Raw genomic sequence first — 25519 nt, forward strand, 5'->3', positions numbered from 1 at the left:
GACGAGGCTGCTCCGGCAGCTCCACCTCGACCCGGAAGCCGTCGCGCGGTACGACCGTCATCGTCCCACCAAGCAGCGCGACCCGTCCTCAAGCCCTCGTAGACCATTGCCGGGGGTGTAGGAACTGGTGATGTTGCCGTCGTTCTTCCCGAGCAACCGCAGCACCCCATTGGTCCGGGAAATCTCGATCGACAGCTCGGCCGCTTCGGTGTGCTTCACCGTGTTGGTCATGATCTCCTGGGCCGCCCGGATCAACACGGTCGCCTGACTTTCATCGGGTCGGACGTCGTCGTCGACCCGGACATGCACCTCGAGACTGGGCACCGCCGAGGCCATACGCTCCAGGGCCTCGGTGATGTCGCCCGCATCGCTGTCGCGCATCGCGCTGACCGTGCTCCGGACGTCCCCCAGCAGTTCCTTGGCCACCGCCGCCGCCTGGTTGATGTGTGTGCCGGCGCTCGCGTCGTCGCCGTTGCGTCCTAACCGAAGAGCTCGCGGGAGGCGATCTCCGCGCCCTTGACCAGCGAGTCGAGCTTCGCCCAGGCGATCTGCGGGTGCAGGCGACCACCCAGACCACAGTCGGTGGAGGCGATGACGTTCTCCGGGCCGGCGGCCTCTGCGAACTGCAGGATCCGGTCGGCGACGGTGCGTGGGTGCTCCACGATGTTGGTGGAGTGGCAGACGACACCCGGGTAGATCAGGGTGTTCTCCGGAAGGTCACGCTCCTGCCACACACGCCACTCGTGGGAGTGGCGGGGGCTGGAACCCTCGAAGGTCAGGCCACCGACGTTGGCGCGCAGGCACTCGTCGACGATGTCCTCCATCGGGATGTCGGTGGTGTGCGGGCCGTGCCAGGAACCCCAGCAGATGTGCAGACGGGTCTGCTCACGCGGGATGTCCTTGATCGCCTCGTTGAGGGCGTCGATGCGCAGCCGGATCCAGGCCTGGTAGTCGGCGACGGTCGGCTCCGGGTTGATCTGGTCCCAGGCCTCGGCGAGGTCCGGAGCGTCGAACTGGACGGTGAAACCGGCGTCGGTGATGGCCTTGTACTCGTGGGAGAGGGCCTCGCCGCAGGCGCGGACGAGTTCCTCGTCGGTGTCGTAGTACTTGTTGGTCAGCCGGGCCGCGGAACCGGGGGCGATGGCGGCGACGAAGGCGTCCTTACGGTCGTGGCCGACCTTGTCCAGGGCCTTGGTCAGCAGGTCGACGTCAGTGTCGACCTCGTCCTGGCCGATGTAGGTCACCGGGGCGGTGAACTCCGGGTTGCCGACCTTGGCGCGGCCGGTGAAGATGCCGGACTCCGGATCCTCGTAGGCTTCGCTGAAAGCGGCGCGGTCGCGGCGGTCCGGGAAGCTGGTCAGCTTGATGTTGCCCGGGGTGGAGCGGACGACCTCGGCATTGGCCCACCGGTCGGTGTCGGTCATGGTCAGCCCGCCCAGGCGGGTGAAGGTGTAGTTCCACCAGGCGCCGTAGTCCACGGCTCCGGAGGTGATGTGGCCGTACTCGCCCTCGTTGATGATGTCGAGGCCGAGCTCGTGCTGACGGCGGACGACCTCGTCCACGCTGTTCTGGAGGATCTCCAGGAACTGCTCGCGGGTGATGTCCCCGGCACTGAAGCGGTTGTTGGCCTCCAGCAGCTCCGGGGTGCGGGGCAGGGAACCCACGTGGGTGGTGCGGATCTTGTTGACCATGGTTGTTCTGGTTCTCCGGTTCTCTCGTTGATGTACTGGTTGTTGAGGCGCTAGTTGCCGTTGATCTCGCGCGTGGCGATCTCCGCGCCCTCGACCAGGGCCTGCAACTTCGCCCAGGCGATCTGCGGGTGCAGGCGTCCGCCCAGTCCGCAGTCGGTGGAGGCGATGACGTTCTCCGGCCCGACGAGGTCGGCGTACTGCAGGATGCGGTCGGCGATCAGCCGGGGGTGCTCCACGACATTGGTCGAGTGGCAGACCACACCAGGGTAGATCAGTGTGTTCTCCGGCAGCTGGTGCTCGGACCAGACCCGCCATTCGTGCCCGTGGCGGGGGCTGGCACCCTCGAAGGTCAGGCCGGAGACGTCGGCGCGCAGGCACTCGTCGACGATGGCGCCGAAGGGCACGTCAGTGGTGTGCGGGCCGTGCCAGGAACCCCAGCAGATGTGCAGGCGGGCCTGCTCCCGAGGTACGCCCTCGAGCGCGGTGTTGATCGCGTCGATGCGCTTGCCGATCCATGCCTGGTAGTCGGCGATGGACGGCTCCGGGTTGATCTGGTCCCAGGCCTCGGCGAGGTCGGGTGCGTCGATCTGGACGGTGAAGCCGGCATCGGCGATGGTCCGGTACTCCTCGTTGAGGGCGCGGGCGCAGGCGTCGACGATCTCGTCCTCGGTGTCGAAGTGCTCATTGGCCAGCCGGGCGGCGGAGCCGGGGGAGATCGCGGCGACGAAGGCGTCCCTGCGGTCGTGGCCGGCCCGGTCCAGGGCGGCGGTGAGGCCGTTGACGTCGGCGGCGACGGCGTCCTGCCCGATGTAGGACACCGGGCCGGTGAAGGTCGGGACGCTCAGTGGTTCGCCGAGCAGGCAGCCGGACTCCGGGTCGGTGTAGGCCTCGCGGAAGGCGGTCCAGTCCCGACGGTCGGTCATGCTGGTCAGCCGGACGTCGCCGGGGGAGGAGCGTACGACGTCCATCTCGACCCATTCACCCGGCTGCGGGGCGCGCAGTCCGCCCAGGCGCGGGAAAATGTAGCTCCACCAGGCACCGAAGTCGACGGCGCCGGAGGAGAGGTGGCCGTACTCGCCGTCGTTGATGATGTCGAGGCCAAGGTCGAGCTGGCGCCGGACGACGACGTCGACGGAGGCCTGGAGGATCTCGTTGAACTCCTCTGCGCCCATCTCCCCGATGGTGGTTCGGGCGTAGGCTTCCAACAGTTCAGGGGTGCGGGGCAGGGATCCCACGTGGGTGGTACGGATCTTCTGGGTCATGGTGATTCCTTGGCGGTCGGGCTGGTTCAGGCGAGGTCGGGCGCGGAGAGCTACGGCCGGGTTTCTGAGGGGTAATACTAGACCGAGCGGTTCATTCGTGACTTATCCGCCCCCGTGGAATGCGGCGCGGAGATCGCCCTGGAGTCGCTGGATGGCTGTCTTCAGTGTGCTGTCGTTCTTGCAGAACGTCCAGCGCACCAGTGTCTGGGTGGGATCATTCGGGTCTGCGGCGGCGTCCGGGGTGACGAAGGCACTCACCGGGATCGCCGCCACCCCCGCCACGGCAGGCAGGCGGCGGCAGAACTCCGCCCCGGTCATCGGCTGTTCCCCGGCGCCGGCAGCGCTGTCGCTGCCGGTCAGCCCCAGCGGGGCGATGTCGGTGATCAGAAAGTACGTCCCGTCGCTGCCGAGGACCTCCATCCCGGCGTCCTGCAGTGCCTTGGTGAGGACGTCGCGGCGTCCGGCCAGGGTGTCGGTCCACTCACGCGACCAGTCGTCGGCGTGCTCCAGCGCCCAGGCCACCGCCGGCTGCAGCGGGGTCACCCCGACGTAGGACAGGAACTGCTTTGCCGCGGTCACCGGCCCCAGCAGGTGGGACGGCCCGACCGCCCAGCCGGTCTTCCACCCGGTGACGTTGAAGCTCTTCGCCGCGCTCGACAGGGTGACCGTCTGTGCCGCCATCCCGTCCAGGGTGGCGAAGGGGATGTGTGGCCGGTCGAAGGCGAGGCGCTCGTAGACCTCGTCGGTGATCACCACGACCTCCGTGCCCCGCACGCAGTCGGCGATGAACTCCAGGTCCTCGCGGCCCAGCACCGTTCCGGTCGGGTTGTGTGGGGTGTTCAGCAGCACGGCTGCCGGGGAGTCCTGCACCGCCGCGGCGAAGGATTCACGGTCCAGCCGCCAGCGACGCACACCCTCTGCATCCGGCTCCAGCAGCAGACGGACGGGCCGGGCGGTCGCGCCGGCCAGGTTGATCGCGGCGGTGTAGGCGTCGTAGGTGGGTTCCAGGACGACGACCTCACGCCCCGGGTCCACCAGCCCCAGGATGGAGGCTGCGATGCCCTCGGTCGCACCGACGGTGACGATGACCTCGTCGGCGGTGACGTGGTGGTTCAGCCGGCGGGCCCGGTCGGCGGCGACCGCCTGGCGCAGGACGGGCAGGCCAGGGCCGGGGCCGTACTGGTTGTTTCCGCCGGTGATCTCCGCGGCGGCACGCTCCAGCATCTCGGCGGGGCCGTCCTCGTCGGGGAAACCCTGGCCCAGGTTCGCCGCACCGGTGCGCACGGCCTCGGCGGTGATCGTGGCGAAGATGGTGGGACCGATGCCGGCGACACGGGTCGCCGGACGGGCGGTGTATTCGTTGTCAGCCATGCCGCCATACTATGGTGCCATGACCACGCAGCCGATCACCGCGACCGGGATTCATCCCGACCAGACCATTGCCCTGCAGCAGACCGACCCCGCCGACCTGCCGAAGGGGCATCCGGTGGACGCCCAGGCAGGGAGGGAGGGTATCAGCCCGCGGGCCCAGCTCACCCAGCTGCTGAACTACTTCGAGGACAACTACCCGGAGATCTGGAACTCGCTGACCACCGACGAGGGCGCCGGTGTGACCGGTTCGGACCTGACCGCGCTGAAGGACGACACCGAGCGGATGTGGGCTCGGGTCCCCGACCTGATCACCCACTGCAGTCTGCTGGTGTTGGGCGCGGGGCTGGACCACGCGATGCCGACCTCGACGTTCCTGAAGACCGGGCCGGACGCTTCGGCGGTCACCGTGGCGGGGCTGTCGGGCACGCTGCTGCGTCCCTCGGAGCCGACCGGGGCGGTGGCAGTGAGCCTGCACGGTGGGCCGGGCTGGTTCGGCGATGCCGAGGCCCACGACCAGCTGTGGCTGCCGCTGTTCGCCGCACTGGCGGAGAAATCCGGGGTGACGGTGGTGGATCTGGTGTACCCGCTGCCAGGGTATGCGGCAGGTGAGGGTGCCGGGCCCTCAGAGACGGCGACCCGGGCGGCGATAGCCGGGGCCTTCCGCGAGGTGCAGGAACGTGCCGGGGATTTGGCGGACGGGGCATCGTCCGACCGGGTCGGCCTGGTGACCTTCGGCTCCGGCTTCGGCCTGGCGCGCGACGTCGTGGAGGACGCCGCGTTCCTGCTGGCGATGACCCCGCGGATCACACCGGCCCTCGATCAGGACGCCCCGTCCCTGGCCGACGTGCCGACCCTGGTGTCGGTGGCCTCGGAGGACACCCGCGGTACCTCGGCGGAGGACGTCGCCGCCTTCTTCGACGGTTGTGCCCCGGGCCACGAGTTCCGCTCCTATCTGTCGGAGCACATCATCGGTGCGCCTGACGTGTGGCGCCGCCGGGTGGCCGATGACGCGGAGTGGATGCAGCGCTTCTGACGGTCAGCTGGTCAGTTGGTCGGCTGGGATGCGTCTGCGGCGGTGTCTGCATCTGACGGTGGGTCGAGCTCGGGGCGACGATCTTCGCCCTCCAGCTCCTTCTCCCCCTTCTTCGCGGCAGAGGGGTCTTCCTTCACCGCGTCCTTGAAGGCCCTGAACCCGCGGGCCAGCCGACTGCCTGCGCTGACCGCGCCACCGACGACGGCGTCCTTCGCATTGCCTGCGCCATCGACAACGGCGTCCTTGGCGTCACCGGCGGCGGAGAGCCACCGGCGGGCCGTGACCTGGTTCCGCTCCTCGGTCAGGCCGAGACTCTCCTGGAAGTCGATGACGCTGGTCGTGAGGTGATTTCCCGAGCGGACGACCCGATCCGCGGGGAGGGGCTGCAGCAGGACCTTGCTGTTTGCGCGTTGTGCGGCGGCGTCGATCCGGTCCAGCAGGCCGGTCGTGACCTCGGCGACCTGCCGCCACCGCTTGTCCCGGGCTGTCTGCAGACCCTGCCGGTGGATCTCCACGTTCTCGGGTTCGGTCTGCGCCACCCGGTCGAGCTCCAGACTGTCGACCTCCTCGCACAGCTGCAGGCAGCGGGCGAGGACGACCAGCCAGTCCTTGATCTCGCCGTGCGCAGTGGCCAGCAGTTTCGCCAGGTCACCGAGGTCCTTCTCCGACTCGATCCGGGTGGTGATGTCGGAGAGCTGCTGCAGGGCGTAGCGCCGGGTGCCGGAGAGAATGCTCGCGGAGTTCTGCACCTTCGACCAGGTGGTGCCCGAGACGTGCCCGACCGAGTCCCGGACGATGAAGGCGTCATCGATGATGTCACCCACCCCGTACATCTTCGAGACGACGTCGATGGTCTGGTTCCTCAGGACATCGTCGACCTTCCGGTCGATCTCGGCCAAGTAGTCCTTGATCTCGTCGATCGTCTGCTGCGATGCCATCTGGTTCAGCATGACGGCGGCAGCTGCCAGTGCCGCTGGGCTGGCCAGCGCGGCGATACCCGTGGAGGACTTGACGAACTGCAGGTTCTTGGCGATCTTCCCGTCAGAGGAACGCAGGATCGCGAAGTAGTTCCCAGTGGTCTTGCTCTGCGTCATCGAGGCGGTCTTGAGTGCGGCAGCGGACTCCTCGGTCAGCTTCAGCCAGCGGCCGGAGTTCTCCATGTACTGGGAACCTGCGCCTGCCATGCTGGACATGTTCCCGAGCCGGCTGCCGAGATTCCGTACCGGGGTCTTGTCCGTCAACTCGAGGGACCCGCAGAACGCCTCCACCAATGAGGCTTCGCCGATGACGGCGAGCCCTTCATCGTCCTTGATCAGCTGGAGTTCTCCGGACGCTCCGGCGTTGTCGGTCATGGGTTCTCCCTGGTGTGTGGTGAAACAAAAGTGATGTGGACAGTCTAGTCCCCGTCCGGACACCGCTGAGCATCCAACGGCAATCTTCGAACACCGTGACGACACGTCCGCGGTGACCCGCTCGCAGCGTCCTAAACTACACTCGGGACCCATGACAGACGCTGCAGCAACCAGGCACAACCGGGACATCGACCGCTACGACGCCGACGCCCGTCGCTGGGTGGCCGAGGCGATCCGGACGGTGCAGGCCGACCAGCAGCGGTCGGCGGACACGCACCTGCTCACCGTGCCCCTGCCGCGGCACCTCGGCGTGGACCTCTACCTCAAGGACGAGACCACGCACCCGACCGGTTCGCTGAAGCATCGGCTGGCCCGCTCGCTGTTCCTCTACGGCCTGGCGAACGGCTGGATCAGGCAGGACGCACCGGTCGTCGAGGCGTCCTCCGGCTCCACGGCGATCTCCGAGGCGTACTTCGCCCGGCTCATCGCCGTCCCGTTCATCACCGTCGTCGCCGCCTCGACCAGTGCGGAGAAGGTGCGTCTGATCAGGTCCTACGGGGCGGAGGTCCGCTTCGTCGATGACCCGTCGGCGGTCTACGAGGTGGCCGCGCAGATCGCTGAGGAGACCGGCGGGCACTACATGGACCAGTTCACCTACGCCGAGCGGGCCACGGACTGGCGCGGGAACAACAACATCGCCGAGTCGATCTTCCGGCAGATGGAGATGGAACGGTTCCCGGATCCGCGCTGGATAGTGGCGACCGCCGGCACCGGCGGAACGTCCTCCACGCTGGGACGCTACGTGCGCTACACCGGGCGGATGACCGGGCTGTGCGTCGCGGACCCGGAGAATTCCGCGTTCTTCCCGGGGTGGTCGGCGGGGGACACCTCCCTGGTCACCGACGCTCCGTCGCGGATCGAGGGCATCGGACGCCAGCGTGTGGAACCCAGTTTCAGCGGCGGTGTCGTCGACCGGATGATGAGCGTGCCGGACGCTGCGGCGATCGGCACGGTCCACGCCTTGGAGCAGGTCACCGGCATCCGCGCCGGTGGGTCGACCGGCACCGGCCTGTGGGCGGCGCTGCGTATCGTCGCAGAGATGGTGGAGGCCGGCGAAAAGGGCAGCGTGGTCTCGCTGATCTGCGACTCCGGCGAGCGCTACCTCGACAAGTACTACTCGGACGAGTGGTTGTCATCGGCGGGGATGAACGTCGCTCCGTACCGCGACGGTGTCCTGCAGTTCCTCCAGTCCGGGGACGCCGGGGCGTTCTGTGGCGGGTGATCATCGGCACAGGTGCGTCATCGGAGAGTGCCCAGTGTCATTGCAGTTTGTCGCCTTCAGGCGCCTGGATGACATTCTTCGATGACGCTCTGCACACTTCGATGACGGGGCGAGAAGAAAACAAGAGTGGTGTGCTGGACAGTCACCGTGTGCCGTGGACAATCGCCGCCAGGGTCTCTCCGGTCTCCACCAGGGAGGCCCGCAGCATCGCCGCCGCAGCGTCCCGGTCGCCGTCCCGCAACATGGTCACGATCTGACGATTCACCGCCACGAAGTCACCGTGCAGGTTCGGCCGGACCCGTTCCACGGCGAGGAACACCAGGCGCATTCGGGCGAGCAGCCGGTCCATCTCCTCATCGAGTAGGGCGGACCCGGCGGCGCCGACGAGTGCGCGGTGGAACTCCTGGTTCGCGAGTGCAATCGCCGCCGCAGAATCCACCGACTCCACGTCCGCCGTCTCCGCTGCCTCTGCGGTGGACACGATCCGGTCGAGGGCGTCGACGTCCAGCTCAGCGCCCCACAGGACCGCGCCGGGTTCGACCACGGCGCGTGCCCGGAACAGGCTGAGGACGTCCGCGGCGGTGGGGGAGGTGATGAAGACCCCGCGGTGCGGGATCCGGTCGATGATGCCCTCGGCGGCGAGGCTGGCGAAGCCCTCACGCAGGGTGTTGCGCGAGATTCCCATCTTCTCGGCGACGATGACCTCGTTGAGCTTCTCGCCGGGGGAGTATTCACCGGCGGACACGGCCTGCCGCAGGGCGGCGGCGACGGACTGGGCACGCATGTTGGTCAGTGTAGAGGACGCTGCTATTCGACGGTCCCGAGCATCGCGCCGCGCGTGGCGCTCCCGCCAGCGGGGACAGAGATGTGCAGGACGCCGTCGGCCGGGGCGGGGATCGCCCGCTCCATCTTCATCGCCTCGATGGTGACCACGGTGTCACCCTTGTTCACCTGCGCACCGTCGGCAACTTTCCATTCCACGACGGTGCCGTCGAAGGGGGAAGTGACTGCGGATCCGGAGTCGTCTGCGCTGGTCCCGGCGGTGTCGGACGCCCCAGCATCACCGGTTGTGTCGGACGTGCCGGCATCGCCGGTCGCCGGGCCACCGGCACCAGCTTGTCCGGCGCCAGACGCGCCCAGTGCCCCCGTCGGGATCCCGACTCGGTGCAGCTGCCCGTCGATCTCCACCGTGATCTCGGTGCGCTCGGTGTAGACCTCCTCGACATCGCCGGTGCCGCCCCCGTCTCTGGTGTCCCCGCTGCCCCCGGAACAGACTGCCGCACCCAGGGCGGAGGACGCCGACCAGCAGGTGTCCACCCAGTCGGTGTACATGCCGAAGGAGTCCGAGGAGGCGGGCCCGCCGTCGACCGGGACAGCGGTGAAGGCCGGTTCGGTGAGGATCGACCGGTGGAAGGGCAGCACCGTCCGCACCCCGGAGATCACGAACTCGTCCAATGCCGCCCGGGCGCGCGACAGGGCCACCGCGCGGGTCGGTCCCCACACGATGAGCTTGCCCAGCATCGAATCGTAGAAGCCTGGCACCGTCGACCCGGAGACCACCCCGGCGTCCACCCGGATGCCCGGGCCCGTCGGCACGCGGAACTCGGTCACCGTGCCCGGGCAGGGGACGAAACCATTGGCGACGTCCTCGGCGTTGATCCGGAATTCGATGGCGTGGCCGCGTGGCATCGGATCCAACGGTGCGTCCTGTGCGTCCTGCGCGTCCTGCGCGTCCTGCGCGTCCTGTGCCACCCAGCTCAATGGCTCGCCGGCGGCGATGCGGAACTGCTCGGCGACGATGTCCACCCCGCTGGTCTCCTCGGTGACCGGGTGCTCGACCTGCACGCGGGTGTTGACCTCCAGGAAGGACACCGTCCCGTCCGCGGCGACGATGAACTCCACCGTGCCCGCGCCGACGTATCCGGCCGCGGCACAGATCGAACGCGCTCCCTCGGTGATCTCCTCGGTCTGTGACTCGGTCAAGAACGGGGCAGGCGCCTCCTCGACCAGCTTCTGGAACCGACGCTGTGTCGAACAGTCGCGCAAGCCCACCACGGACACGTTGCCGTGGGTGTCTGCCAGCACCTGTGCCTCAACGTGGCGCGGGGTCTCCAGGAACTTCTCCACGAAGCACTCGGTGCGTCCGAACGCCTCACCGGCCTCACGACCGGCGGAGTGGAAGGCATCCTCGATCGCCTCCAGCCCGTCGTCCTTAGTGACGATCTTCAGTCCACGCCCGCCGCCGCCGAAGGCTGCCTTGATGACCACCGGCAGGCCGTGCTCGGCGGCGAAGGCGTGAGCCTGTTCCCACGATGTCAGCGGCTCGGAGGTGCCCGGGGCCAGCGGTGCGCCGACCGATTCTGCCAGCTGCCGGGCGGCCATCTTGTCGCCGAGGGTCTCGATGGACTCGGGGGTCGGGCCGATCCAGGTCAGCCCCGCATCAGCCACGGCCCGGGCGAAGTCGGCGTTCTCCGACAGGAAGCCGTAGCCGGGGTGGACGTAGTCCGCGCCGACGCGGGCGGCGATGTCCAACAGCGCGGGAATGTTCATGTAGGTCTGCGAGCCGGTGGAACCGGGCAGGGCGTAGGCCTCGTCGGCGACGCTGGTGTGCAACGCGCCGTTGTCGGGCTCGGAGTACACCGCGACCGAGCGGATCCCCAGGTCACGGGCGGCGCGGGCGATGCGCACCGCGATTTCGCCGCGGTTGGCGATCAGGACGGTTTTCGCAGTGGTCGCAGTGGTCGCAGTGGTCGCGGTGTTCATGGTGCCTCCTGGGTATCGGTGCTGGTGGCGTCGCCGGTGCTGGCGGCGCTGGTGGCGTCGCCGGTGTGGATGGTGAAGGTGACGTCCGCGCCGGGTGGTAGCTGCGCCGCGGCGTCCAGGTCCTCGGGGATGACGGTGGCGATGACCGGGTAGCCGCCGGTCACGGCATGGTCGCGGAGGAACACCACCGGCTCGCCGTTGGGCGGGACCTGCACGGATCCCGCCACCATGCCTTCGCTGGCCAGCTCGTCGGACTGCTCGCGGATGATCGCCTCCTCCCCGGTGAGTCGCAGCCCGACCCGGTTGGACATCGCGGTGACCGTCCACGTCCTGCCGGTGAGCGCGTCGACCCCGTCGGCGAACCAGTCGTCGCGGGGGCCAGGGACTACCCGCAGCACCCCGTCGGTGCGGATGCCGGGGGACACCGGACGCACACTACCGGTCGGTTCGCCGGCGTGGATGGTGTCCCCGCTCGCCAGCGGGGACGGTCCGAGCCCGGAGAGCAGGTCGGTGGAGGACGACCCCAGCACGGTGTCGGCGATGACACCGCCGCGCACCCCGACGTAGCTGCGTAGGCCGTGTTCCGCTTCTCCGACGGTCAGTGTCGCGCCGGGTCGGAGCAGCAGTGGGACGCCGCGTTCGGCTGTCCGGCCGTTGATGTCCACCGGGGCGACGGCACCGGTGACCACGACAACGGTCTCGACCAGTGCGGTGAGCGCCAGCCCACCGATGTTCTCCAGCACGGCGGCGGAGCGCCGGTTGCCGAGGGCGTCATTCGCCGCCTGGGCGGAGGCACGGTCGGCCGCCCCGGAGGTCGTGACGCCCAGGTCGCCGGCACCGGGGCGTCCGGCATCTTCGATGAGCACCTGCAGGCCGGGGTCGTCGAGGCGCAGCACCGGGTGGTGCGCCGGCTGGGAGGCTGCGTGTCGCGTGGTGTCGGACGCACCGCTGGACGCGCTGCCGGCCGCATCGTCCGACGACACCTCTGCGTCCGGCGTGCCGACCTCGATCCGTTCGCTGACCTGCTGGTAGTGCACCCGGTCGCCGGGGGAGAGCAGGGCCGGGTGCTCGGCGTCGGCGTCCCAGAAGGTTCGGGTGGTGGTGCCGAGCAGTTGCCAGCCGCCGGGCGAGGTCCGCGGGTAGACTGCGGAGAAGTCCCCGGCCAGCGCCACCGCCCCGTCCGGCACGGCTGCCCGCGGGGAGTCATGGCGAGGCACGTCGAGGGCGTGGGCGGGATCGGCCGGCACGCAGTAGGTGAAGCCGGGGGCGAACCCGCCGAAGGCCGCCGCCCAGGTCGTGGAGGTGTGCCAGTCGACCAGGGCGTCGGGCGACATCGCCAAGGAGGTGGCGAGTGATTCGAGGTCGGCCCCGTCGTAGTGCACCTCGACGGTGACGTCGCGCGGCGCGGTGGTCTTGGCGTCCGGCGGGACGAAATGGGGCAGGACGCCGCGGGCGGCCTCGGCATCAGTGGCGGAGGCGAACCGGACCAACACGGTGCGGGCGGCGGCGCCGACCTCGGTCTGGCCGGGCAGGGGGGCGGCGGTCAGCGCGGCATGCCAGGTCATCGCGGTGGGAAGATCGGGCAGGTCAACCAGCAGGTTGCGGGTGCCGACCCGGTGGACCGGGAGGACGGCGGGGGTGGGGTCAGGGGCGGGGCCGGTTACGGAGGAACTCACAGGAAGCTCTTGATCTCGATGCCGTCGGTGCGCAGCGCCTCGACGATGCTCTGGGTCAGGGCGACGGAGTCCGGGGAGTCGCCGTGGACGCACACCGACTCGGCATCCACCGTCACCACCGAGCCGTCGATGGCGGTGATCGAGCCGGTCTCGGCGACCTGGCGGACCCGGGCGGCGACGAACTCCGGGTCGGTGACCACGGCATTCGACAGTGTGCGGGTGACCAGGGTGCCGTCCGGGTTGTAGTTGCGGTCGGCGAAGGCCTCCCGGATCACGCGCAGACCCTTGGTCTCGGCGATGTCCACGGCGACGCCACCGGGCAGCAGCATGACCGGGATGTCGGCGGAGAAGGCGTGGATGCCGTCGATGACCCCGTGGGCCTGGTCGGAGTGGTGGACGATGGTGTTGTACAGCGCACCGTGCGGCTTCACATAGGTCACCTGGGTGCCGTAGCGGCGGGCCAGGGCGTCCAGCGCCCCGATCTGGTACAGCACCTCGTCGGCGAGCTGGCCGGGGTCGATGTCCATGGCGGTGCGGCCGAAGTTCGCCGGATCGTTGTATCCGATGTGGGCACCGACGGAGACTCCGCGTTCGGCGGCGGCGCGGACGGTGGCGGCGATGGTGTGGGGTTCACCGGCGTGGAAGCCGGTGGCGACGTTGGCGCTGGTGACCAACTGGACCATGGCGTGGTCGTCGGCGACGGCGATGCCGTTGGTGGTCTCGCCCAGGTCGGCGTTGAGGTCGATGACGGGCATGGTTCCTCATCCTTTCGTGGATGGGTGCCATCGTACCGGAAGATTGTTGAACAATCTATGGGGGTTTCGGAAATATGTGGTATGGGTCACTATGGTGTCATGGATCCCGCACAGGGCCACCCCGCACAGAGTGACGCTGCGCCGATCGACGTGTCCGGATTCCTGCAGGAATACCTCCAGCTCAACCGCGATGCCCTGCTGTGGAAACTCGAGGGACTGAGCGATTACGACGCCCGGCGTCCGCTGACACCCGCCGGCACCAACCTCGCCTGGCATACCGCGCATGTCAGATACGTGGGATGAATCGCTGGTCTTCCGGCCGGATCACAGCGATTCATCCCACGTATCTGACACGGCGGGGAAAGAGAGGCGAGGGTGAGGTGGGGAGAGACGAGAGAGGTGTCGGGGTCGATGTGGCGGCCTACTTGTCCAGCTCGAGCAGGTTGCGGCGGGTGGCCTGCACGTCCTCCAAGCGGGGGAGCAGGTCGTCCAGCCGCTTCCAGTCTGCCTCCGGGATCGCCCGCTCAGCCTCGGCGACCACCGAGCGGTCCTGGGTTCCCCAGGCGACCGGCATTGGGGAGATCTCCTGCCAGTGGTCCTGGTCGCGGGCGGTACGCAGCCCGACCACCGCCATCGATGGCACCCGCTCGCCGACCTTGCGCTGGATCCCCGGGATCGAGGTCACCGTCCGCAGCGTCAGGCCCGGACGTGACGGCGACCCACTACCGGCCACGGTGGTCTCCACCAGGGACATCAGCACCACGTCACGGGAGTTGACCCGCGCGATCACGGTGGGGGCCAGGTCGTAGTTGTCGTAGTACTGCTGCGGGGAACCCAGCTGACGCGGCATCACCGGGATCATGATGAAGCACACCACTGCCATCACGCAGACCGCGATGCTCAGCATCACCGCCCACGGCTCTGCGACGACCAGGAACAGGATCAGTGCACCGATGACCAGCAGGCCGCCGAGGATCCCGGCGGACCACTGGAAGCGTCGGGCGTCGCGGAAGAACTCATTGTGCTTGCGGGCGAAGGCCTCGTCCACGGGGAAGTTGAAGCTGGTCACTGGTCTCTTCCGGTCCTTCTGGGGGAATCTCTCACGGGTCGGTCGACAATCTCTACAGGTCGATCTCTACAGGTCGGTCGACGAACCCTACAGGTCGATCGAATCGATGATGCGGTAGCCGTAGCCCTGCTCGGCGAGGAAACGCTGGCGGTGGGCGGCATAGTCGGCATCCAGTGTGTCACGGGCGATCACCGAGTAGAAAAACGCCGGGCCGCCGTCCGGCTTCGGACGCAGGATCCGCCCCAGGCGCTGTGCCTCCTCCTGCCTGGACCCGAAGGTGCCGGACACCTGGATCGCCACCGAGGCCCCCGGCAGGTCGATCGAGAAGTTCGCCACCTTCGACACGATCAGCACGCGCAGCTCGCCGGCGCGGAAAGCACCGTAGAGTTCCTCGCGCCGGTGGGTGGTGGTACGACCGTCGATGACCGGGGCGTCCAGCTCCTCACCGAGCTCCTCGAGCTGGTCGATGTAGGCGCCGATGACCAGCGTCGGCTCGTCCGGATGCTGGTCCAGGATCGTGCGCACCACCTTCGTCTTCGTCGGGGAGCACGCCGCCAGGCGGTACTTCTCGTTCTGCTCGGCGGTGGCGTAGACCATCCGCTCGGACTCGGTGAGCTGCACACGCACCTCGGTGCAGTCCGCCGGGGCGATCCAGCCCTGGGCCTCGATGTCCTTCCACGGGGCGTCGTAGCGCTTCGGGCCGATGAGGCTGAAGACGTCATCCTCCCGGCCGTCCTCCCGCACCAGCGTGGCGGTCAACCCCAGCCGACGCCGGGACTGCAGGTCACTGGTCATGCGGAACACCGGGGCGGGCAGCAGGTGAACCTCGTCGTAGATGATCAGCCCCCAGTCGCGGGAGTCGAACAGTTCCAGGGCGCGGAACTCGCCCTTCGTCTTGCGGGTCACCACCTGGTAGGTGGCGATGGTGACCGGGCGGATCTCCTTCTTCTCCCCGGAGTACTCGCCGATCTCGTCCTCGGTGAGGGTGGTGCGGCGGACCAGCTCGTCCTTCCACTGGCGTCCGGCGACGGTGTTGGTCACCAGGATCAGCGTGGTGCTCTCCGCCTTCGCCATCGACGCCGCGCCCACCATCGTCTTGCCCGCGCCACAGGGCAGCACAACGACACCGGAGCCACCGGCCCAGAAGGAGTCCGCGGCCATCTCCTGGTAGTCGCGCAGCTCCCAGTTCTCGTTCTCGGTCGACAGTGCGATGGGGTGGGCTTCACCATCGACGTAGCCGGCGAGGTCCTCGGCCGGCCAACCGACCTTGATCAGTTCCTGCTTGATCCGGCCGCGCTCGGAGGGGTGCACGAGCACGGTGTCATCGTCGATGGGTGCGCCGAGCATCGGCTTGATCTTCTTGTGCCGCTGGATCTCGGCGAGCACCGCCGGGTCCTTGGACTCCAGCACCAGCCCGTGTGCCGGGTGGCTGGCCAGCACCAGCCGACCGTAGCGGTCCATGGTCTCGGCGACGTCCACCAGCAGCGGCTGGGGGACCGGGAAGCGGGAGTAGGTCTCCAGGACGTGGACGACCTGCTCGGCGTCGTGCCCGGCAGCGCGTGCATTCCACAGGGCCAGCGGGGTGATCCGGTAGGTGTGGACGTGTTCCGGGGCGCGTTCCAGTTCGGCGAAGGGGGCGAGCGCATTGCGCGCCTCCTGCGCTTGTCGGTGTCCGATCTCCAGCAGGACGGTCTTGTCCGACTGGACGATCAACGGTCCGTCTCCCAGGGCCACGGTCAGTCTCCTCTCGGTGTGCTGATTGCAACCTGGCCATTCTACGCGGAGTTGCGGCGGATGGTTCAGGTGGTGACCGAGGCGACGCGGTGCGGCTGGATGCGCAGCGACTCGCCGCCGGACTCGGTGACGCCCACGATCGCCACCGGGCTCATCGTCACCACAGAAATCCACTCGCGGACCGCAGAGCCGGAGGCGTTGACGTAGTTGATCTGCACCTGCGTGCCCTGGTTGTAGGCCTGGCGTAGGGCGGCCATGATCTCGTGCGGCTCGTGGACGGTCACCCCGTCACCGGTGGTGCCGGGTCCGCCGTAGGCGTCGTCGTCATGCTGCAGGGCACGCCGGAACGCTTCCACGGCACCAGCGAGCTGGTTGTCGACGACCTTGCGGGAGGTGTCCGGACGCTCCGGGTCCGGCACCAGGGACATGCCCGCGGTGGGGGAGGCGCCGCGTCCGACCGACACCGCGCCTGCAGCGCCGGTATCTCCGCCGACCCCGGCGACCTGCACGACCTGGCCGTCTTCCTCGAGTGCATCGAGCACCACCGAGAGCTGCGTGGAACTGACCGCGACCGTCGGCGCGACCAGGTGCAGGCCGACGTCCTCGGCAGCGGGACTGGCCATCAGGGTGGTCATCGTCTCGGCGTCCGGGGCGGTGAGCACACACGCGGCGGTGCTGCCCACGACCGGTTCCACACGCCGGTGGGTGCGGACGGTGTCTTCGACCAGGTAGATCAGGGTCTGGGGGATCTCCGGGGCCATGCCGGACAGGAATCCGAGGATGTCACTGGAGGTCAGCCCGGCGTCCACGGCACGCTCCATGCTCTGCCGGGTCACCCGCCACACGCTCGCCATGCCGGTGGACTCCACCTCGGCGAACTGCCGCAGCATCAGTTCGGTCTCGGTGTCGAGCAGGCCGGGGGCGAGGATGGTCATGTCGCCCTGGATGATGAGCATCGACACCGGCGCGGGCAGGATCCGGGCGAGGTGGTCGGTCAGGACGTCCTCGCTGGTGGAGCTGGTGGCGGTGGTGGCGGAACAGCTGTCTGCACCGTCTACGTCGACGAGGGCCAGAGCGGCGGAGGACGCCGACCCCTCGGCGACCAGGCCGAGGGAGACGGCTTCGGCCACTGACTGGTCGAGGTCCTCCTGCTCGGTCACCGCCGCCACCGCCGGACGGATCCGCCACAGAGCGCTGGCGTAATCGGTGTCGGCGGCAATGGTCAGGGCCTCGGCGAGGACCCCGCGCAATGAGGCGAGCCTGGCGCGGTCGAGGGACCCCTCGAGCAGGTGGGCGTCCTGCGTCCCGGCACCATCGCACGGTGCGTGCTCACTGCGCGACCACCCGCCGACGAGCATCGCCCAGCGTCGGGACAACGGCGCGGCGATGAACCGGGCACCCCGGTCGGTGACGGCCCACTGCTCGTCCGGGCCGGCGGCGTCCCGCGGGGTCGGCAGTGGGACGCCGCGTCCGATGACGTCGGCGTGCTGGCACAGCACCAGCGTCTCCCGCACCGTCTCCGGTGACTGGTCCAGCGCCTTCGCCAGCCGGGTGATCTCCCGGACGCCGACACCGCCGGCGTTCAACGGACGCAACGGGGTACGTCCCATCTCTTCCAGCACCTCGGCGACCTGGCGGGTGGTGTCGACGACCAGGGACACCGCCGCACCGTCGGTACGGTCCCGGGCGTCCTGGTTGTGCTGGGCGCTCGGGGCATCGTCGGCTGCTGTCTGGCCGGTTGGTCGGAAGTCACCGCCGGGGGAGGGGACGACCCGGTCGGCGATGGATGCGGCCACCCGCGGCGACAGTCGGGCGGTCTGGTCGTCGACCTGGTCGAGCAGTCCTGCGGCAATCATCTTCGCCAGCGGACGCTCCGGGTCGTTCAACGTGGCGGAATGGCCGATACCGCCGGAGGCCTCCAGGGTCTGCAACAGGCGACGTTGCCGCGCCGGGAGTTCGGCCAGGGTCCCCGCCAGATCCGCGGTGGGCACCGGGCAGCGGTAACCGTCGACGAGGACCCACGGGATGTCGGTGACCCCGGCGAACAGCGGGGGCATGTGGGAGGGGACCATTATCTGGCCGGGCGCCGCAGGGGGCGCCGCAGGGGGCGCGGCAGGGGTCGCTGCAGGGGTCGCCACGGAGGTCGGCGCAGGACCGGTGAGCGAGAGCTCCGGACCGAACACCAGCCCCCACCCGGCCAGCGAGTGGACGGTGGCGTCGATTGCCGAAGCGTCCGGACGGTGGGTGGCAGGCGTGCCGGCGAGGTCGAACAGTTCGTCGAGTTCGCCGACCAGATCCTCGCTGGTCACTGGGTCGACGGCGGCGCCGGCGATGACCAGTGCCTGCAGGACGGCCAGGTCCAGTGCGGTGAGTCGTCGCAGGGCGGTGATGTCGGTGACTGCGCCGAGGACGGCGGCCGAGGACCCCCGGGAGCCGCCGACCGACAGTCCGCCGGGATGGAATGCGCGGAGACGCCAGAGCAGGTCGACCAGGTCTCCGTCATTGTGGCGGGCGAGCCATTGGGAGTAGGTCGGGAAGGCGTCGGGCGCGGTCGGGGCGCTGGGTGTCGGTTCGGCAGGCATAACAGACTGGGATTTTACCCGCACATGGGGCAGTAGGGGTATGCAATGTCCTTGCTGATGTCGCTGTCGGCGGCTTCGGTGTGGAATGATATGGGGTATGGCTGACAAGAAGAAGCACTACGTTGATCCGGGCTGGCCGCAGAACCTGCCCGAGGGTAAGCACGCGGTCACCGAGCTGGTCGCCGAGGACGCCGGCGCGCTGAGCCCCTACGGTGACGCGGAGTTCCCGATCCCCGCCGAGGAGCTCAACTACGTCCACCCCTACACGGTGATCAACAGGTAGGACGGGCCGCCCCACCCTGCCTGCCGCCCTACGTACTGCCATACGTGGCATGGCCACCTTCACGGCATGCTGGCTTTCACAGCGCGGTCATGGTGGTTGGGTCGGTCAGGCACATTGACACACCCCCAGGAACGCTTTCAGACCGAGAGCGTTCCTGGGGGTGTGCTCGCGGCCTGCTCCTACTTTCTGGGCCCAGGCGGTCTTCACTGGGTCGTCGGTGATGGCGCGGTGGCACTCCTCCGCTCATGCCGCGGCGAGGGGCGATGGGGGAGGAACAGGCACAGTGAGGGGAGAAGGGGAGGACCGGGCCGGGCACGTCGAGGGGCATCGCGCGAAGAAAAGGTCCCACTGTCAGCCGCGGGGCTGACAGAGGGACCTGTCTCATGTCCTGCGTTGTGCAGGGAGGCTCTGCTTAGCGCAGGGCGCCGGCGACGGCCTTGTAGTCGTCGGCAGCGTTCTCGAGCTGCTTGGTGGCGGCGTCGAGCTGGGTGGTGGCTGCACTGTAGTGGGTGTTCAGCTCGTGGCGGTTGCTCTCGTAGAGGTCGTGGAGCTCCTTCGGCACGGTGATTCCGGCGCCCTTGAGGTCCTTGACGATGCCGTCCCAGACAGCGTCGATGGCCAGGGCGTTGTCCTGCAAAGCCGGGGTGGAGGCCTGCTGTGCAGCCGGTGCCGGGGAGGCGGCGGGGGCGGAGCGCTGCTCGGCCGGGGAGTTCAGGCCCAGCTGGGCGGAGCAGGAGGGCCATGCGCCCCAGCCCTGGCCGGCGAGGACGCGCTCGGCGACGACGATCTGCTCTCCGCGGGAAGCCTGGTAGGCGTAGGGGGCGAAGTCCTGGCCGCCGTGGCCGTTCCAGGTGCTCGGGGAGAACTGGAGGCCACCGTGGTAGCCGTTGCCGGTGTTGATGGACCAGTCTCCGCCGGACTCGCACTCTGCCAGGCGGTCCCAGTCGGAGTCCGGGGCGGCGTTCGCGGCCGGGGCGACTGCGGCGCCGAGGGCGAGTGCGGCCATGCCGGAGACGGCGAGGCGCTTGGTGGTGAACTTGCTGCTGCGGTTGCTGTGTCGTCCCATGTTGGGCGGTGTCCTTCCGGGGTCGATTCTCGCGTCGTTGTGAGACTGTGGATCTGACGTGTTCTGACTGTTCTCAAAAGTGTGGCGGACATCTGGCCGTCCGCCGCAGGTCTCACTGTTGCTGGGAACGACACTATCGGTTTGTCACGATTGAGTCACGCTGATTCGCCGAGATTGCTCGGTTACGGCCCGATCTGCTCTTTTGTGGGGCTGGCCACGATCTGACGGAAAATCGCGCTGTCCTGCATGTTATAGTTCCGTGCCTCGACCGTTACCGTTCCGTTACATTAGGAATGTGACCTTCGTCACACTCGCCGAATATGTGGTTGATGTGACAGCTGTGGCTGCTGTGGGTCGTGGCTGCAGACCGTTCCTACGGGCCGTTGGCGCGGCTGACCACCCGTACGGGAAACGGCTATGATGGCATGTTCCCCGACCAAGGGTGCCCGATCAAGGGTGATAGTCAACAGCTGCAAGAAAGGACGGGCGGACACAATGCCCACCGGAAATGTGAAGTGGTACGACGCAGACCGAGGTTTCGGTTTCGTCTCCAACCCCGACGGAGAGGACGTGTACGTCGGTGCCTCCGTCCTGCCCCAGGGGGTCACCGACCTGGTGAGGGGACAGCGTCTGGAGTACGACTTCGCCGAGGCCAAGAAGGGTCCGCAGGCACTGCGTGTCACGGTGCTGGACGATGGGCCGGCCCCTCGCGGCGATGGCCGTGGTGACCGGGGTGGACGACGTGGCGGTGCCCGTCGCTCCGAGGGAGCGGGCGGTCAGGGAGGGCACGGTGGCGGCCACCGCTACACCGCCGACCAGCTCCATGAACTGGTCCAGGACACCATCACCTTGCTGGAGGGGCGGGTTCAGCCGTCGCTGGAGTCAGGACGCCGTCCCGACCGTAAGGAAGGACGCCAGGTCGCCGAGATCCTGCGGACCATCGCCCGCGAACTCGAGTAGCAGGATCCTGGGGGCGCTGGGAAAGAGGAGGGCGGCAAGCTCCCCGGGGCGAAAGGGGTCGGACGGGGCCTACCAGTCAGAGTCGGCGTCCCCGTCGGCCTCAGGTGACTCCGTCGGCTCCGCCGGCTCGACACCGGTGCTGAAGGCCCACACCACCCCGTAGGGCACTTCTTCACCGTCCTCCTCGCCGACGATCAGGCCATGGACCTCGACCACCGCCAACTGCGCGGTGCCCTTCCCGGTGACCTCCACCGAGCCGGGGATGGAGACCTCCGAGGTCTCGCCGGCAGCCCAGGTGTTCTCCGTGATGGCGTCCTCGTCATCGAAGACCTGCAGCACCGACCAGTCCCGGCTGGAGATCTCGTCGGGCACCTTCAGCGTGACCTCATCGTCCGGATCCAATGCGATGTCCACCGCCTCGCCCTCGTCGCATTCGCCCGAGAAACGCTGGCACACCTGGTACGGGGCATGCTCCTGCTCCTCGCCGTTGATCTCCACGGTCACCCGCAGATCCTCCGGCGCAGGACCGGGACGGCTGTCCATCCACCGCTGCACCCCCCACACCGCGGCGGCGACGACCAGCACCAGCACCACGATGGCACCGAAGGTCAGCAACTGGCGCCGTTGCGCGGCCTTGCGACGCTGTTTCTTCGTACTCCCCGTGGGCTTGTTCGCTCCGGGCTGCCCGGACGGGACGGTGCTCATGCGGAGATTCGCTCCTCAGTGGTCGGCAGTGACTGGCAGTGGTCGGCGCACGCCGGTCTAGCGTCGGCGGACCCACCCGATCAGCGCGCCCACGCCCACGCCACGTGCAGCGGCAATGACATTGACGTACATCACTGTACCGGCGACGGCCAGTGCGGCCATACCGATCGTCAGCTCCGGGGGAAGCAGGATGCCCATCGTCCCGCCGAACACCCATGCCAGCTGCAGTGACGTCTCGGAAATGCCGAACGCCGAGGCATGCGCGGAGGCGGGCAGTTCCGACTGGATCGCCGCGTCGAGACAGACCTTCGACATCGCCGAGCCCACCGACAGCACCGCGGTGGCCAGCGCGGCAGTCGGCACACCGTCCCAGATAGCGGCACCCACGACCGTGAGGATCGACAAGGCGCCCAGGAACAGGACGGTCACCTGTGGTCGGCTGAAGTGGATCCGCGAACCCAGGGCATTGCCCAGGAACGTTCCCACACCTCCGGCGGCTCCCACGGCGGCGAGGATCGTCAACTGCTCGAGCCCGGAGAGCTCGCTGGACGACTTTGCCACGAAAGCGATGTAGATCGTCATGAATCCGGTGCCGCAGCGCTGAAGGGCGGTACCCCACATGCAGGTCCGGGCGGCGTCCGGGAAACGCACCCGGATCGACTGCTTCCAGGAGTCCAGCATCTGGTTCCGGCGGGACGCACCACGGCTGGACGCCTTCCCCAACGCCACCGTCGGTGCCGTCGGCGCACTAGCCGTGTCGGGGGAGTCGGCCGCCGCCGCTGCGTCGGGAGCCTCGGGGGCGCTAGGCGCGCCGTGGGCCTCGGGGGCGTCGTGGGAGTCGGGGGCGTCGGACGCGGCGACGCCTCCGTTCTCCGGCAGGAAGGGGCTCACCGACACCTCGTCCTCACCACGCTCAGCGGTGGCAGGGATCAGCGCACAGCCGTAGATCCCGGCCAGCGCGACCACCATGAGCAGCCACAGTGCCGCCTGGGGATCTGCCACGAAGGAGATCGCCGCCGCCAATGCACCGGCCACGATCGAACCGCCTATGTGCCCGGCGATCGTCAGCCGGGCATTCGCACGCACCAGGTCGAGCCCCTCAGGGGCCACACGTGGGGTGACCGAGGATTTCAGCACCCCGTAGGACTTACTGAGCACCAGCATGCCGAGCGCGGCGGGGTAGAGCACCAGCGAGTCAAAATTCTGCAGCAGTACTGCAGCCAGAACGACACGGCCAGCGAAGGTCAATGACAACGCCAGTCGGCGTCCGGTCCGGATCCGGTCCAACGCCGGGCCGATGAACGGTGCCAGCAGCGCAAACGGGGCAATGGTGACCAACAGATACGCCGCCACCGAGGTCCGGGACTCCGCCTCGGCCGCAGAGAAGAACAAGGTACCGGCCAGGGAGACGGCGAGCACGGCATCCACCGCGAAATTGGCGATCGAGGTCCACATCAGGGCGGTCAGCCCCGACTCGCGGGCACCGCCGGCACCCATCAACCCGTAGACCCGGTTGGCGATCTTCGCCGCTACCCCGGGCCGGTCACCGCGGTCACTCTTCGCCAACGCGCACCTCGTAGATCGTGTCCCACAGCTTGCCGGTGAGATAGAAGGTGTCGTCCTGCTCCGGGACGGCGGCGATGCCGTTGAGCACGTCAGCCCCGTCCGCCTGCCCGGCCGGCAGATCGACGTCCAACACCCCGGTGACCTCCCCGGAGTCCGGGTCGATGCGCAGGATCCGGTCCTCGTGCCAGACATTGGCCCACACCGAGCCGCCCGCACACTCCAGCTCGTTGATCTCGTCGACCGACTCACCGTCGAGGGTGACCGGCACCTCGCCGGTCGGCTCGAAGGTGTCCGCATCGCGGAAGGTCAGGGCGTCCGAACCGTCCGACATCACCAGACGCTCACCGTCGGAGCAGATCCCCCACCCCTCGCCGTCATAGGACGCCTCGCCGGTGACCTCCAGGGTCTCGGCGTCGCGCTGGAAGGCGATGCCTTCCTTCCACGTCAACTGCCACACGGTGTCCTCGTGCAGGGTGACCCCCTCACCGAAGTACTTCTCCGCAAGGTCGTCGCTGACCGGCGGGTTCGTGGCGTCCTGCACCGGGGCACGGTAGATCCGGGACTCCCCGTTGAGCCCGGTGCCGACCAACAGGTCACCCTCCGGCATGACCTCCAGACCCTGGGTGAAGGCTGTGCTGTCGAAGTCATGCTCGTCGAGGATCTCGGCGCTGAGCACCGTCGTGTCCCCGGTGACGGCGGCGTCACCTCCACTGTCCCCGCAGGCGGGGAGGGTGGACACCAGCAGTCCACCGACGACAACGGCGGACAGGGTGCGCACCCGGAAAGGAGAAGACTGCATGCCCCTATGCTGCCACAAGCGACGGTTTCAGTTGCGCAGTATCCCCCGGGGTGGAAATGTCTGTATCCATGCCTGAAACCGCCGGCGGGACGAGCGCCGATCACCAGCAGAAAACCTCCGGGGACGCGACGAGTCAGCTCAGCGCCATCGACCGGTTCTTCCACATCACCGAGCGACGCTCCACCGTGGGTACCGAAGTGCGCGCCGGTGTGGTCACGTTCTTCGCGATGGCCTACATCATCATCCTCAACCCGTTGATCCTCGGCACCGTCGAGGACGTCAACGGTGATGTCCTCGGCACCTCCCGGGTGGCTGCGGTGACGGCCCTGGCCGCCGGTGTGATGACCATCGCATTCGGTATCTTCGCCCGCTACCCCTTCGGCATCGCCGCAGGTCTGGGTATCAACACACTGGTGGCGGTCACCTTCGTCGCCACCGAGGGGCTGACCTGGCCGCAGGCGATGGGCCTGGTCGTGATCGACGGCATCATCATCGTGCTGCTCGCGGTCACCGGTTTCCGTGAAGCCGTGTTCAACGCCATCCCGAACTACATGAAAGCGGCGATCAGTGTCGGTATCGGCATGTTCATCGCCATGGTCGGTGTCGTCGACTCCGGTTTCGTCACCCGAGTTCCGGACGCTGCGAACACAACCGTGCCCGTCACCCTCGGCGACGGCGGGTCGCTGGCGTCCTGGCCGACGGTGATCTTCGTCGCCGGCCTGCTGATCTGCAGCATCCTGGTCGCCAAGAAGGTGCGCGGCGGGCTGTTCATCGGCATCATCGCCACCACCGTCATCGCCATGATCCTGCAGGCTGTCGCCGGGCCCTTCGACAGCGAAGCCGGCAAGGGCTGGGCGATGGCCACCCCGGAGATCCCCGACTCCCTCGGCAGCGTGCCGGACCTGAGTCTGGTCGGAGCCGTGGACATCTTCGGCGGATTCGCACAGGTCGGCGCCCTGTCCGCCTGCCTGCTGATCTTCACCCTGGTGCTGGCGAACTTCTTCGACGCCATGGGCACGATGACCGCACTGGGTAAGCAGGCCCAGCTGGTCGACAAGCAGGGAAACCTGCCGAACCTGCGCACCGCCCTGATCGTCGAGGGTGCCGGCGCGGTCGTCGGAGGCTCGGTGTCCGCTTCGTCCAACACGGTCTTCGTCGACTCCGCCGCCGGTATCGGCGACGGTGCCCGCACCGGCCTGGCGAACGTGGTCACCGGCCTGATCTTCCTGGCCGCCATGTTCCTCACCCCGCTGTACTCCGTGGTGCCGATCGAGGCCGCCGGCCCGGTGCTGGTCGTCGTCGGTGCGATGATGATGGCGCAGATCACCGACATCGACTTCACCAAGCTCGAGATCGCGCTGCCGGCGTTCCTGACCATCGTGATCATGCCGTACACCTACTCCATCGCCAACGGCATCGGCATGGGCTTCATCGCCTGTGCGGTGATGTACCTGGTCACCGGCAAGGGCAAGCAGCTGCACTGGCTGATGTACCTGGTGGCGGCACTGTTCGTGGTGTACTTCGGCATTGACCCGATCATGGACGCGATCGGCTGATCCCGGTGACTCCT

Annotated in this window: 22 protein-coding genes; 6 read left to right on the forward strand and 16 right to left on the reverse strand. The window is 68.3% G+C overall.

Annotation, left to right across the window (positions count from 1 at the left end; genetic code table 11):
* Nucleotides 1–57 precede the first annotated feature (57 nt).
* From ACTXPP_RS09020 to ACTXPP_RS09035, 4 genes are all read right to left on the reverse strand, one after another.
* The gene (locus ACTXPP_RS09020) at nt 58–426 is read right to left on the reverse strand and encodes a sensor histidine kinase (RefSeq protein ID WP_443341849.1); all 369 of its coding nucleotides are present in this window, start codon (nt 424–426) and stop codon (nt 58–60) included.
* A gap of 53 nt (nt 427–479) precedes the next feature.
* Complete coding sequence (locus tag ACTXPP_RS09025; protein ID WP_301498480.1) at nt 480–1691, reverse strand: cobalamin-independent methionine synthase II family protein; 1212 nt, start codon at nt 1689–1691, stop codon at nt 480–482.
* Between the two features lie 50 nt (nt 1692–1741).
* Complete coding sequence (locus ACTXPP_RS09030) at nt 1742–2953, reverse strand: cobalamin-independent methionine synthase II family protein (RefSeq protein ID WP_301498481.1); 1212 nt, start codon at nt 2951–2953, stop codon at nt 1742–1744.
* Between the two features lie 102 nt (nt 2954–3055).
* Nucleotides 3056–4324 carry an aminotransferase class I/II-fold pyridoxal phosphate-dependent enzyme gene (locus ACTXPP_RS09035; protein WP_301498482.1) on the reverse strand — a complete coding sequence of 423 codons (1269 nt, stop codon included), beginning with the start codon at nt 4322–4324 and terminating at the stop codon, nt 3056–3058.
* A 19-nt stretch (nt 4325–4343) separates the two neighbouring features.
* Between ACTXPP_RS09035 and ACTXPP_RS09040 the strand changes: the two genes are divergently transcribed.
* The gene (locus ACTXPP_RS09040; RefSeq protein WP_443341851.1) at nt 4344–5357 is read left to right on the forward strand and encodes an alpha/beta hydrolase family protein; all 1014 of its coding nucleotides are present in this window, start codon (nt 4344–4346) and stop codon (nt 5355–5357) included.
* Between the two features lie 11 nt (nt 5358–5368).
* Here the strand turns inward: ACTXPP_RS09040 and ACTXPP_RS09045 are convergent, their stop codons facing one another.
* Nucleotides 5369–6709, reverse strand: coding sequence for a hypothetical protein (locus tag ACTXPP_RS09045; RefSeq protein WP_443341852.1), 1341 nt, complete (start codon nt 6707–6709; stop codon nt 5369–5371).
* A gap of 151 nt (nt 6710–6860) precedes the next feature.
* Here ACTXPP_RS09045 and ACTXPP_RS09050 point away from each other — a divergent pair, with 151 nt between their 5' ends.
* Nucleotides 6861–7991: a PLP-dependent cysteine synthase family protein gene (locus tag ACTXPP_RS09050; RefSeq protein WP_443341854.1), complete on the forward strand. Its 1131-nt coding sequence runs from the start codon at nt 6861–6863 to the stop codon at nt 7989–7991.
* 142 nt (nt 7992–8133) lie between these two features.
* Here the strand turns inward: ACTXPP_RS09050 and ACTXPP_RS09055 are convergent, their stop codons facing one another.
* The 4 genes from ACTXPP_RS09055 to ACTXPP_RS09070 are packed head-to-tail and all read right to left on the reverse strand — an operon-like array spanning nt 8134 to nt 13185.
* Nucleotides 8134–8775: a GntR family transcriptional regulator gene (locus ACTXPP_RS09055; protein ID WP_443341856.1), complete on the reverse strand. Its 642-nt coding sequence runs from the start codon at nt 8773–8775 to the stop codon at nt 8134–8136.
* Between the two features lie 23 nt (nt 8776–8798).
* Complete coding sequence (locus ACTXPP_RS09060; protein WP_301497754.1) at nt 8799–10754, reverse strand: acetyl/propionyl/methylcrotonyl-CoA carboxylase subunit alpha; 1956 nt, start codon at nt 10752–10754, stop codon at nt 8799–8801.
* Nucleotides 10751–12430: a 5-oxoprolinase subunit B/C family protein gene (locus ACTXPP_RS09065; protein ID WP_443341857.1), complete on the reverse strand. Its 1680-nt coding sequence runs from the start codon at nt 12428–12430 to the stop codon at nt 10751–10753. The genes ACTXPP_RS09060 and ACTXPP_RS09065 overlap by 4 nt, the downstream gene beginning before the upstream one ends.
* Nucleotides 12427–13185 carry a LamB/YcsF family protein gene (locus tag ACTXPP_RS09070; RefSeq protein WP_301525368.1) on the reverse strand — a complete coding sequence of 253 codons (759 nt, stop codon included), beginning with the start codon at nt 13183–13185 and terminating at the stop codon, nt 12427–12429. Before ACTXPP_RS09070 ends, ACTXPP_RS09065 begins: the two co-directional genes overlap by 4 nt.
* A gap of 99 nt (nt 13186–13284) precedes the next feature.
* Here ACTXPP_RS09070 and ACTXPP_RS09075 point away from each other — a divergent pair, with 99 nt between their 5' ends.
* Nucleotides 13285–13488, forward strand: a complete 204-nt coding sequence (locus tag ACTXPP_RS09075; protein WP_443341859.1) for a mycothiol transferase — start codon at nt 13285–13287, stop codon at nt 13486–13488.
* Nucleotides 13489–13606: 118 nt separating this feature from the next.
* Here ACTXPP_RS09075 and ACTXPP_RS09080 read toward each other — a convergent pair whose 3' ends face one another.
* The 3 genes from ACTXPP_RS09080 to ACTXPP_RS09090 all read right to left on the reverse strand — a co-directional run bounded on the left by ACTXPP_RS09080 (nt 13607) and on the right by ACTXPP_RS09090 (nt 18570).
* Nucleotides 13607–14254 carry a DUF3239 domain-containing protein gene (locus ACTXPP_RS09080; RefSeq protein ID WP_301498327.1) on the reverse strand — a complete coding sequence of 216 codons (648 nt, stop codon included), beginning with the start codon at nt 14252–14254 and terminating at the stop codon, nt 13607–13609.
* 87 nt (nt 14255–14341) lie between these two features.
* The gene (locus ACTXPP_RS09085; RefSeq protein WP_301498326.1) at nt 14342–15988 is read right to left on the reverse strand and encodes a DNA repair helicase XPB; all 1647 of its coding nucleotides are present in this window, start codon (nt 15986–15988) and stop codon (nt 14342–14344) included.
* A gap of 65 nt (nt 15989–16053) precedes the next feature.
* Nucleotides 16054–18570: a helicase-associated domain-containing protein gene (locus ACTXPP_RS09090; RefSeq protein WP_443341860.1), complete on the reverse strand. Its 2517-nt coding sequence runs from the start codon at nt 18568–18570 to the stop codon at nt 16054–16056.
* Between the two features lie 97 nt (nt 18571–18667).
* On the opposite strand from ACTXPP_RS09090, the gene ACTXPP_RS09095 reads away from it, so the two are divergent.
* Nucleotides 18668–18853 carry a hypothetical protein gene (locus tag ACTXPP_RS09095; protein WP_301520822.1) on the forward strand — a complete coding sequence of 62 codons (186 nt, stop codon included), beginning with the start codon at nt 18668–18670 and terminating at the stop codon, nt 18851–18853.
* 412 nt (nt 18854–19265) lie between these two features.
* Here the strand turns inward: ACTXPP_RS09095 and ACTXPP_RS09100 are convergent, their stop codons facing one another.
* Complete coding sequence (locus ACTXPP_RS09100; protein WP_301520823.1) at nt 19266–19919, reverse strand: resuscitation-promoting factor Rpf1 domain-containing protein; 654 nt, start codon at nt 19917–19919, stop codon at nt 19266–19268.
* Between the two features lie 495 nt (nt 19920–20414).
* On the opposite strand from ACTXPP_RS09100, the gene ACTXPP_RS09105 reads away from it, so the two are divergent.
* Complete coding sequence (locus ACTXPP_RS09105; protein WP_301497717.1) at nt 20415–20879, forward strand: cold-shock protein; 465 nt, start codon at nt 20415–20417, stop codon at nt 20877–20879.
* 69 nt (nt 20880–20948) lie between these two features.
* Here ACTXPP_RS09105 and ACTXPP_RS09110 read toward each other — a convergent pair whose 3' ends face one another.
* Genes ACTXPP_RS09110 through ACTXPP_RS09120 form a run of 3 tightly spaced genes read right to left on the reverse strand, consistent with a single transcriptional unit; the run spans nt 20949 to nt 23949 of the window.
* Nucleotides 20949–21584, reverse strand: a complete 636-nt coding sequence (locus ACTXPP_RS09110; protein ID WP_301524910.1) for a DUF2771 domain-containing protein — start codon at nt 21582–21584, stop codon at nt 20949–20951.
* 57 nt (nt 21585–21641) lie between these two features.
* The gene (locus ACTXPP_RS09115; protein ID WP_443341863.1) at nt 21642–23150 is read right to left on the reverse strand and encodes an MFS transporter; all 1509 of its coding nucleotides are present in this window, start codon (nt 23148–23150) and stop codon (nt 21642–21644) included.
* Nucleotides 23137–23949, reverse strand: coding sequence for a glutaminyl-peptide cyclotransferase (locus tag ACTXPP_RS09120; RefSeq protein WP_301497713.1), 813 nt, complete (start codon nt 23947–23949; stop codon nt 23137–23139). The genes ACTXPP_RS09115 and ACTXPP_RS09120 overlap by 14 nt, the downstream gene beginning before the upstream one ends.
* A gap of 68 nt (nt 23950–24017) precedes the next feature.
* Here ACTXPP_RS09120 and ACTXPP_RS09125 point away from each other — a divergent pair, with 68 nt between their 5' ends.
* A complete protein-coding gene (locus ACTXPP_RS09125) occupies nt 24018–25505 on the forward strand; it encodes an NCS2 family permease (protein ID WP_443341865.1) in 1488 nt (495 codons plus the stop codon).
* Nucleotides 25506–25519 lie beyond the last annotated feature (14 nt).

Origin of the sequence: Candidatus Corynebacterium faecigallinarum, from assembly GCF_052264515.1 — a bacterium.
GTDB lineage: Bacteria > Actinomycetota > Actinomycetes > Mycobacteriales > Mycobacteriaceae > Corynebacterium > Corynebacterium faecigallinarum.

Excerpts from the sequence above, each read along its gene's own strand:
- ACTXPP_RS09055 (WP_443341856.1), bottom strand. The coding sequence starts at position 8,775 with ATGCGTGCCCAGTCCGTCGCCGCCGCCCTGCGGCAGGCCGTGTCCGCC.
- ACTXPP_RS09070 (WP_301525368.1), bottom strand. The coding sequence starts at position 13,185 with ATGCCCGTCATCGACCTCAACGCCGACCTGGGCGAGACCACCAACGGC.
- ACTXPP_RS09060 (WP_301497754.1), bottom strand. The coding sequence starts at position 10,754 with ATGAACACCGCGACCACTGCGACCACTGCGACCACTGCGAAAACCGTC.
- ACTXPP_RS09045 (WP_443341852.1), bottom strand. The coding sequence starts at position 6,709 with ATGACCGACAACGCCGGAGCGTCCGGAGAACTCCAGCTGATCAAGGAC.
- ACTXPP_RS09035 (WP_301498482.1), bottom strand. The coding sequence starts at position 4,324 with ATGGCTGACAACGAATACACCGCCCGTCCGGCGACCCGTGTCGCCGGC.
- ACTXPP_RS09100 (WP_301520823.1), bottom strand. The coding sequence starts at position 19,919 with ATGGGACGACACAGCAACCGCAGCAGCAAGTTCACCACCAAGCGCCTC.
- ACTXPP_RS09105 (WP_301497717.1), top strand. The coding sequence starts at position 20,415 with ATGCCCACCGGAAATGTGAAGTGGTACGACGCAGACCGAGGTTTCGGT.
- ACTXPP_RS09110 (WP_301524910.1), bottom strand. The coding sequence starts at position 21,584 with ATGAGCACCGTCCCGTCCGGGCAGCCCGGAGCGAACAAGCCCACGGGG.
- ACTXPP_RS09050 (WP_443341854.1), top strand. The coding sequence starts at position 6,861 with ATGACAGACGCTGCAGCAACCAGGCACAACCGGGACATCGACCGCTAC.
- ACTXPP_RS09040 (WP_443341851.1), top strand. The coding sequence starts at position 4,344 with ATGACCACGCAGCCGATCACCGCGACCGGGATTCATCCCGACCAGACC.
- ACTXPP_RS09125 (WP_443341865.1), top strand. The coding sequence starts at position 24,018 with ATGCCTGAAACCGCCGGCGGGACGAGCGCCGATCACCAGCAGAAAACC.
- ACTXPP_RS09090 (WP_443341860.1), bottom strand. The coding sequence starts at position 18,570 with ATGCCTGCCGAACCGACACCCAGCGCCCCGACCGCGCCCGACGCCTTC.
- ACTXPP_RS09075 (WP_443341859.1), top strand. The coding sequence starts at position 13,285 with ATGGATCCCGCACAGGGCCACCCCGCACAGAGTGACGCTGCGCCGATC.
- ACTXPP_RS09095 (WP_301520822.1), top strand. The coding sequence starts at position 18,668 with ATGGCTGACAAGAAGAAGCACTACGTTGATCCGGGCTGGCCGCAGAAC.
- ACTXPP_RS09025 (WP_301498480.1), bottom strand. The coding sequence starts at position 1,691 with ATGGTCAACAAGATCCGCACCACCCACGTGGGTTCCCTGCCCCGCACC.
- ACTXPP_RS09030 (WP_301498481.1), bottom strand. The coding sequence starts at position 2,953 with ATGACCCAGAAGATCCGTACCACCCACGTGGGATCCCTGCCCCGCACC.
- ACTXPP_RS09120 (WP_301497713.1), bottom strand. The coding sequence starts at position 23,949 with ATGCAGTCTTCTCCTTTCCGGGTGCGCACCCTGTCCGCCGTTGTCGTC.